The sequence below is a fragment of the Solirhodobacter olei genome, assembly GCF_004010155.1.
GTDB classification, from domain to species: Bacteria; Pseudomonadota; Alphaproteobacteria; order Rhodobacterales; family Rhodobacteraceae; genus Solirhodobacter; species Solirhodobacter olei.
Genome location: NZ_RRYH01000039.1, coordinates 1 through 3,681, shown reverse-complemented (window position 1 = coordinate 3,681; position 3,681 = coordinate 1). Strand labels below are relative to the sequence as shown.

The following is a 3,681-nucleotide window of genomic DNA, read 5'->3' as shown; positions in this document are numbered from 1 at the left end:
TCACGCAGGGGGCTGTTGTAAGATCTGGTCGTGGTCACGCGCCTGCTCCAAATTAACGTCACTACAAGTGACACGTATTCGCGGTCGCGTCAATTGATGGCATTGCGAGTGACGCGAAATTTCCGAAATCGAGGCTGCCAACACTTGAGCATTCCACGTCCCGCGAAAGTTGCGCTTGACCGGGGGGTAGTCGAAGAGCAGATTAGACAGACCGGTCTATTTTGACTCAGGGAGGAAGCCATGAGGGTTGCGAAGGACGACGTCGACGTCAGGATTGAAGTCCCGGGCGCCACCTTGCGCCAGCGGAGGGGTTTTGGCACTGCCAAGGGCTACGACCGCATCGGTGGCGAGTATTTCTCGCTTTCGGCGGGGGTGGATACGGCCCCGCTGTTCGACGGGCTCGCCGGCAACCTTTGCCAATGCCCGCACTGGGGCTACGTGCTGAAGGGCACGCTCACGACGACCGACGCTGATGGGACGACGGAAAGCGTCACGGGCGGAGATCTGTTCTACTGGCCGCCGGGGCACAACGTGCATGTCGATGCAGATGCCGAGATCATCATGTTCAGCCCGGAGCACGAGCACACCGAGGTACTTGACCACATGAAGGCCCGGCTGCAAGCCTGAACCGACCGGGCGCGCCTTGCGGCGCGCCCCTCAAAGCGAAGACGATGGCAAAAGATACCAAACACCGGCTGATCGAAGCCGGCCTGGGGCTTCTTCTCGAGCGCGGCTACAGCGGACTCGGCATCCTTGCGGTGCTCGAGGCCACAGGCACGCCCAAGGGCTCATTCTATCACCATTTCCGCGACAAGGAGGATTTCGCTCTGCAGGTGATTGATGCCTATGTGAGCGAGGTCCACGCCCAGCTCGAAGCGTGCCTCTCCGACGAAGCGGTGGGCCCGCTCGACAGGATCCGCGGCTTCTTCGAGGCGACGGCCCGGGTCTACGAGAGCCAGGGATACATGGGCTGCCTGATGGGCGGGATCGGCCAGGAACTGGCGGCGACGAGCGAGGTCTTCCGCGAGAAGATCGAGGGCTGCTTCACCGCGATCGCCGAGCGCATCTCGGTCTGTCTTCGCGAGGCACAGCGGCGGGGCCAGCTTTCCCCCGACGCCGACGTTCTGGCGATCGCAGACCTCATCGTCGATGGCTGGGAGGGGGCCGCGCTGCGCAGCCGGTTGCGGCGCAACCCGGCGTCGCTGAGCGCAATGCTCAGGCTTTATTTCGATGCCCTGCCTGCGATTGCGCCAACTGCGGGCGCGGAGAGCGGGGCGGCTGCACCTTAGGACTGGATCAAATCCCCGGATCCGATAACACGCTGACCGGAGTTCGCCGTCGCTCCCAAGGAACCCAGCTCGGACCCTGAACGCCGAATGAATGGCAGGACTGGGGTCCGACTGCGGACTGGCAGGAGTTGGCTGTGCCCCCTGCAGAAGAAGACATTGACTCGCCAACCAGGCGCAGTCGGTTCCGGCTCGGCGCTGCCGTTCGCTGAGCTGCCGACGCTGCCCCTGCAGCGTTTCGCATTCCCGCCGTTCGTCTACCGCGCAGCATTTTCCTCCGCTGAATGCCAGCGGAGCCGACGACGGAGTTCTTCGGATCAAAGACAGGCTGGTCGATCCACCACTATCGCCACCCAGGCTCCCGTGAATTCCCTTCGACAGGCGTGGACCACCTGCGACGGCATGGAAGGGCGGGCATGCGCCGTTGTCGAAGCGCTCTACCATAGTGGACGGAACTTACGAACCGATCTTCAGCGGCTACCGACTGTTTCCGCCGGCGAGTCTGCGCGGTCAACACCAACGGTGACAGGCGCCAAGATCGCCTTTGCGATCCGAAACACCAATTCATCACGCCAACCGAAGCCCATGCCTTTCCGCGAGCATGGAGACTGTTGCGAAATCGATGTCCAACCCATACCGGGCCGCTACCTCCAAGATCGCATCGTGATTTACCTCGCGGTCGAGAAGCAGAGGTGCGAGTTCGCGGAAGTAATTCTCAAAGCCCGCCGGGGAAATAATCTCGAGCAAGCGCGCCGGTTCGTCACCGGCGTTCCAGAACGCATGCACAACGCCGCGCGGCTTGAACACGAGATCGCCGGGCCCCGCGACGAGCACCTCCTCGCCGAGCTGGAGTCCGACCCGACCCTCGAGGATGAAGCTATATTCGTCTTCGTTCCGATGGGTATGCAGCGGCGAACCGAGCGCCCGCGGCGGGAGAGGGTGCTCGACCAGACTGAATGCTCCTCCGGTTCTCTCGCCATCGATCATGAAACGGACGCCGAGCGCGAGCAGATGAACCATCTGGCCTTCGTCAGGGGCAAGAACGTTGCCGACATAGTTCATGATTTTCGCCTTTCGCCTAACACGATGTAAGTTGATGATGAGGGCAGAGGCAGGTTTTGTCAATTTTGGTCTTACGTCATGTCAGTCGAAAATAAAGGCAAGCGCAAATACGAACTCCGCAAGCGAGCGGCCAGGGCCGAAGACACCAGGCGTCGGATAATCGAGGCCACCGTCAACTTGCATCGAACGATCGGGCCCGCTCGCACCGAGATCACCGAGGTCGCGCGACAGGCCGGAGTGCAACGTGTCACCGTCTACAGTCATTTTCCGGACGAAACGGCGCTACTGAGTGCATGTTCGGCACACTGGCGCGGCCTGCATCCAGCCCCATCGCCCGAGCGATGGCGGGCCGAAGCAGATCCGGGCAGGCGTCTCCGGCTCGTGCTCTGCGATCTATACGGCTGGTATCGCGAGACCGAGCCGATGACCGCGAATGTGCTGCGCGACATGGAGCTGATCCCGGCCCTGCACAGCCTGATTGAAAACGGCCTCGGCAAATACTTGGCAAGCGTGCACGCGCTGCTGCTCGAGACCGCCGCGCCGGAGACCACCCAACGCCAAAGGACTTGGGCAGTGGTTCAGGTCGCCGCGGGGTTTCCCACCTGGAAGGCCCTTTCCGGTCTCGGTGACGAGACGGCTGCGGATCTGGCCGCCGGTTGGATTGAATTCGCCGCTGGCTGTTCCGGGTGAAGGCATTAGCGCAATTGCATTTGTTCGCCTACGTTCGTCCCTGTCTGCGAGATCGCCGACGCCGACGCTGCCGTCATCTTCAATCAATTGCGGGCGTGCAGGTTGACGCAAGTCAAGGCCGGCCAGTGGGCTTCCCTCCAATGTAGGCGTAGGATGCTGGGCTGCCCGGAGTTTGATCGGGGCACATGGCCGGTGCAGATTTCGTACGCTGATTGGGGAGGCGACGATGAGTCCATCGGGCTTGGGGGAGCGATCGAGGTTCCGCGCGCCGCGAGCCGCGGAGAACAATCTGGCCGGATTGGGCGCCGCACTTTCTCCTCTACCGGAATTCGGGGGCGAAATTATTCATTTGATCAGCCGATTTGCTGCCGGCCACATCCTGGTCGAGGAGAATGTCCCTTCGGACAGCGTTGGCTTCATTGTCAGTGGCCTCGTCGCTCTGACCATGCGGCTTCTGGATGGCCGCTGGCAAATTGTCGACCTGCTCGCCGCCTCTGATATTTTCGGATCGTCGTTCGATGCCCGTTCCGGCTATGGCGTCAGAGCGTTCACCGACTGCCAGGTGCTCTTCTACCATCGCTGCGAGTTCGACGCGCTCGCACGCCAAGATCCGATGTTGGAGCGCCTACTCCTGAACAAAACG

Annotated in this window: 5 protein-coding genes; 4 read left to right on the top strand and 1 reads right to left on the bottom strand. The window is 61.9% G+C overall.

Features of this window, described 5'->3' with window-relative positions:
• Positions 1-240: 240 nt before the first annotated feature.
• Positions 241-627, top strand: coding sequence for a cupin domain-containing protein (locus EIP85_RS20325; RefSeq protein WP_127904051.1), 387 nt, complete (start codon positions 241-243; stop codon positions 625-627).
• A 44-nt stretch (positions 628-671) separates the two neighbouring features.
• Positions 672-1,289, top strand: coding sequence for a TetR/AcrR family transcriptional regulator (locus tag EIP85_RS20320; RefSeq protein WP_127904050.1), 618 nt, complete (start codon positions 672-674; stop codon positions 1,287-1,289).
• 564 nt (positions 1,290-1,853) lie between these two features.
• Here the strand turns inward: EIP85_RS20320 and EIP85_RS20315 are convergent.
• On the bottom strand, positions 1,854-2,348 hold the full coding sequence (locus EIP85_RS20315) for a cupin domain-containing protein (protein ID WP_206615607.1): 495 nt from the start codon (positions 2,346-2,348) through the stop codon (positions 1,854-1,856).
• A 78-nt stretch (positions 2,349-2,426) separates the two neighbouring features.
• Between EIP85_RS20315 and EIP85_RS20310 the strand changes: the two genes are divergently transcribed.
• Positions 2,427-3,038: a TetR/AcrR family transcriptional regulator gene (locus tag EIP85_RS20310; protein WP_127904049.1), complete on the top strand. Its 612-nt coding sequence runs from the start codon at positions 2,427-2,429 to the stop codon at positions 3,036-3,038.
• Positions 3,039-3,264: 226 nt separating this feature from the next.
• Positions 3,265-3,681, top strand: a 417-nt coding sequence (locus EIP85_RS20305; RefSeq protein ID WP_164871830.1) for a cyclic nucleotide-binding domain-containing protein, incomplete at its 3' end; no start/stop codon positions are given.

Coding starts and splice junctions, on each gene's coding strand:
- EIP85_RS20315 (WP_206615607.1), bottom strand. CDS start 2,348: ATGAACTATGTCGGCAACGTTCTTGCCCCTGACGAAGGCCAGATGGTT.
- EIP85_RS20320 (WP_127904050.1), top strand. CDS start 672: ATGGCAAAAGATACCAAACACCGGCTGATCGAAGCCGGCCTGGGGCTT.
- EIP85_RS20310 (WP_127904049.1), top strand. CDS start 2,427: ATGTCAGTCGAAAATAAAGGCAAGCGCAAATACGAACTCCGCAAGCGA.
- EIP85_RS20325 (WP_127904051.1), top strand. CDS start 241: ATGAGGGTTGCGAAGGACGACGTCGACGTCAGGATTGAAGTCCCGGGC.